This is a genomic window from Pseudomaricurvus sp. (assembly GCF_965662505.1).
In the GTDB taxonomy this organism is placed as follows: Bacteria; Pseudomonadota; Gammaproteobacteria; order Pseudomonadales; family Cellvibrionaceae; genus Pseudomaricurvus.
The window spans coordinates 1-4,223 of the sequence record NZ_CBFIHX010000196.1; the positions used below are offsets into that span (position 1 = coordinate 1).

The following is a 4,223-nucleotide window of genomic DNA, read 5'->3' on the forward strand; positions in this document are numbered from 1 at the left end:
CAAATAAAGCTGAATACCGGTACCATTGTTCAATTCCAGAACTTCAATACGGGCGGTCGGAAGAATATCGTGGACAACGTCGGTGAGAGTCGTACTGATCAAACGGATAAATTCCTGAATTGTAAGCCAATGTTTGGGAAGTAGGCATGTAAAGCCACATTATAAGCATAAACCCCACTTCATTCTCAAGCGCCTCACCGCGCGCTCAGCGTGATTACGGCCTGAAGTGAATCTCGGCCTTATGCATATTAGTTTGGTCGGAACATCGTTGATAGCATAAAACTCTAAAAAGTGTGCAGGCTTAACAGTCAGTGGCGCCCAAAATCGGCAGAATATGCTTTCATTCTAAAAACACAGGGCCTTATTCATGCGTCTCGGTTCAGGTAGCCACCTAACACCAATTCGCACTCTGATGCTTTCACTGCTTCTGATGAGCGGTGTCTTCGCGCACGCGGATACCGACAGCACAGAAGAAGGCCAGTGGCTCCAATATCTAAAAAACTCTCAATCTGGCGCCGCGATGCCACAAATCTATATGGACAAAGACGAGTCCATCAGCCTGACTCAGGAAGACCTGCAACGCCTTACCGGCACCTACGACGAGTCAGATGAAGGTAAGCACTCCAAAATGCAGTTCAGCGACCTGAATTATCAGGCCGATGTCAGTGAGGATTACGTGCAACTGCGCCTTTTCATGCGCTTCTGAGATCTAACGCCTCTCTCCTCAAACCTAACGCCACTCCTCAAGAAAGAACATCCCGCCCAACAAGTCTCAAAGCAGAGATCGATTACACAGCCTGTTCCGACGACTCGTGTTGCTCGCCTGGATCCTCTGAACCTGATGGCGCATCTGAATTTCGGCCATCTGAACGCGGACTGCTGACAACCGTCGTTCCGATACCTGTGCCTGACCCCAAAAGTACACCCAGCCAGCGCGTGCCCTCTGCACTTTCCAGAGCAATTTTAACGGTCATGGTCAACGGAACAGACAACAACATTCCGACAGGCCCCAATACCCAGCCCCAAAACACCAATGACAGGAACACAACCAGTGTCGAAAGATCGAGCCCCTTGCCCATCATGCGGGGTTCCAGAACGTTACCTACCACACCATTGACAGCCACATACCCCAAGGCGGTCAGAGCCGCTTCCGATACCCCGAGCTGCACCAAAGCCAGCAGAACCGCCGGTACTGCCGCCAAAATGGACCCCAAGTTGGGCACAAAGTTGAGCAGGAATGCCAACAATCCCCACAGAGCCGGATAATCCACCCCTAGCCACCACAACCAGGCCATTACCAGCAGGCCGGTGAGTACACTGAGACCCGTTTTGATCGCCATATATTGGTTGATGCTTTTGGTAAACCGACTCATCGCACGCACCATATGTTCTGCCTGAGGGTGCGCATGAAGAATTTTATCGCTGAAACGAACGTCTTCGGCGAGGATAAAAATCACCGTTAACAGAATCAGCACCGCGTTGGTCATGACATTTCCGAAAGATGCGAGGGTATTGCCCACAAAAGACAGCGCCACGCTGGGGTTCAGAACCTCTCTCCACATCCCTTCCGGTAGGTTGACCCCTTTCCCTTGCAAGAACGTCTGCAAGTTCAAACTCAGAACCTGTAAACGCTCCTGATACTCAGGTAAATCCCCGCGGAAAGCCTGAATAGAAGAGCCCACAACGACGCCCACAAGATAGCCCGCTATCACAATAACCGATAAGACAATCATCAAAGCCAGCCAGCCCGGCAAGCCTTTACGCTTTAGCCATCCCAATGGCGGGAAACAAATCACAGCAATAAACAGGGACAGAAGGAAGGGAACCAAGAGCGCTTCCGCGGCTTTCATGCCGGCAATAACGACGACAAAAGCAGCCATCACCACCATAAATCGAGCAACCGGTGTATTGGGAGCGACCATAGAATATCCTTATTACGTAAAATGATAGATTCGTTTCTGCAAACGATAAATTCGGGCAATACGCCCCGACCTGTTAGGAAAACGTGCTGTCAGGGTCAAAAAATCAGCGGGTACTGTCGTTCAACACATCGTGTTTCAGCTGATCCAAAACCTCCCTCAGGTCTGTTAACCCTTGAGGACTCAATATTATTCCATCGTGGTTATCACCAATGAAATGCGCCTCATCGATATCCTGACACCTCTGCCTGATCTGCTCCAGCAAGGGATCGTGACGAATAGGGTAGCCGCAAAAAAACTGCCAGTCAGTTTCGGTTGCCTGTCCCAGCAGCATCCATTCCAGCAGCTGGATGGTCTTTTCCCGGTTCACCCGATAATAAGGATTTCTCACCCAGAACAACACACCCACAACCGCAGCACAGATGAACACACTCAGTAAAATGGACACCAACAGCTGCACACACAATCCTTTTAGGGAAACAGTAACAATTTAACGGCCAGAATCAGAATGACCGCCACCAACACCGGTTGCACCAGGGCCGCTCCTTTATGAATCACTAATTGCGATCCCAATCGTGCTCCAAGAAACTGAGCCACCGCCATTGCGATGGCCAGCGCCCACACCACCTGCCCGGCCAAAACAAAGATCACCATAGACGTGGTATTCGTGACCAGTACCAGCGGTTTGGTGTGTGCCGTAGCCTTTCTCAGGTTAAATCCTCTGAGTGACGAAAACGCCACGGCGAAGAAAGATCCCATACCCGGCCCCAAAAAACCGCCATAGAAACCAATGCCTCCACCAATCACCGGATCAAAACGTTTAGCACTCCAACGCGGTTCAGTATCTTCATCAGACATCCGCGGGGAGATGGCAACATAGATAGCCAGGGCAATCAACACATAGGGAAGCAATCTTTCCAGTAAATCCGAATCCAGCTGCTGTACCGCCAAGGTGCCACACACAGCTCCAATGAATGCATACACCATAGACATTTTCATGCTGGCCAGATCTATATGTCCTTTGCGAAGAAAATTCATGGCCGAAGACAGGGTTCCAAACACACTTTGAAATTTATTGGTGGCCAAGGCATTCAGCGGCGGTACTCCCGCAGCCAGCAACACAGGCAACACAATTAAACCACCCGACCCCGCTATCGCACTGATAAACCCCGCCAAAAAACCAATGGCCGTCAGGAAAACAAACATCGCGGCGGACAGATCAACGCCTTCCATTCTTATTCCTCATAACGGCTATGACCTTACATCTCGTCTTCTATCGGCAGATGAGAAATAAACCAATCTTCAATTTGCTGCATAAAAGAGCTTGCCGGTTGCTCCGTCCGCACTTCCTGATCCGAAACCCAGACCACCTGATTCTTGTCATTGAATTCCAGATGCCACGCATTAACCTTGGCAAAATCTGGCTCTACGCTCGCCCTGACAGCTTCATTCAGACTTTCATCCTCGACTAAAAGCCCCATTTCAGTATTTAGCTTTAGCGATCTGGGATCTAAATTTGCACTGCCAATAAATACCTTATCGTTATCGAAGACAAACACCTTCGCATGCAGCGCTAAATCTTTCGTATCCGTTGGTGGAAACATATAAAGAGACTTTTCTTGCGCATCTACCCGCACTTCGTGCAGTTTGGCTCCATGGGACATCAAGTTATGAATATGATTCCGATAAGCACTGTGTGCCGCAAGGTGATTGTTGGACCGAAGAGAATTGGTCAGGATACGGACTGTGACTCCCCGATCAATTGCACGCTCTACCGCGCCCTCCAGATGAACTGTTGGGATCAGATAAGCAGAGATCAGCAGAATTTCATCGTCCGCTTGATCAAATAACCTCACCAATTCATTGGCCACCTGAACAGGTGCGTGATCGATATCCTCTGGACGCTCCTGTGCAGGTTCATCAACATACAGGGTGACCTCCCCGAAAAAAGCCCCCTCAAGTAGTTCCACCCAGCGTTCCTGACGCGTATCTGCAGACTCTTCTGTATGCAGATACGTGTTTTCCGATGCAATTCTTTGTGCTTCTTTCAATGGCAAGGCAGACGGTGTTACATGCGATAGTCTATCAATGGGAATCGACCAGCGGTCATTCCAGTACTCATCAAAACTGGCTGTTAAATCCTCAATCACCGGCCCGCCAACTAATAACTCCATATCTCTAAAATTTGCCCGCCCATGCAAACCGTAATACTCATCAGCAAGGTTGCGCCCACCGACAATGGCGACTCGATTGTCCACGATCATCGCTTTATTATGCATGCGGTGATCCAATCGTTTAAATTCT

General features: G+C 49.6%; 5 protein-coding genes. 1 reads left to right on the forward strand and 4 read right to left on the reverse strand.

Going from position 1 to position 4,223, the window contains the following annotated elements:
• Positions 1-367 precede the first annotated feature (367 nt).
• Entirely contained in the window at positions 368-706 is a 339-nt protein-coding gene (locus tag ACTG33_RS16415) for a hypothetical protein (protein WP_439136301.1), read from the forward strand.
• Between the two features lie 82 nt (positions 707-788).
• On the opposite strand, the gene ACTG33_RS16420 is transcribed toward ACTG33_RS16415, so the two are convergent.
• From ACTG33_RS16420 to ACTG33_RS16435, 4 genes are all read right to left on the reverse strand, one after another.
• On the reverse strand, positions 789-1,922 hold the full coding sequence (locus ACTG33_RS16420; RefSeq protein WP_439136302.1) for an AI-2E family transporter: 1,134 nt from the start codon (positions 1,920-1,922) through the stop codon (positions 789-791).
• Between the two features lie 103 nt (positions 1,923-2,025).
• On the reverse strand, positions 2,026-2,379 hold the full coding sequence (locus ACTG33_RS16425) for a hypothetical protein (RefSeq protein ID WP_439136303.1): 354 nt from the start codon (positions 2,377-2,379) through the stop codon (positions 2,026-2,028).
• Between the two features lie 11 nt (positions 2,380-2,390).
• Positions 2,391-3,152, reverse strand: coding sequence for a TSUP family transporter (locus tag ACTG33_RS16430; RefSeq protein WP_439136304.1), 762 nt, complete (start codon positions 3,150-3,152; stop codon positions 2,391-2,393).
• 26 nt (positions 3,153-3,178) lie between these two features.
• Positions 3,179-4,223, reverse strand: a 1,045-nt coding sequence (locus ACTG33_RS16435) for a phospholipase D-like domain-containing protein (RefSeq protein WP_439136305.1), incomplete at its 5' end; no start/stop codon positions are given.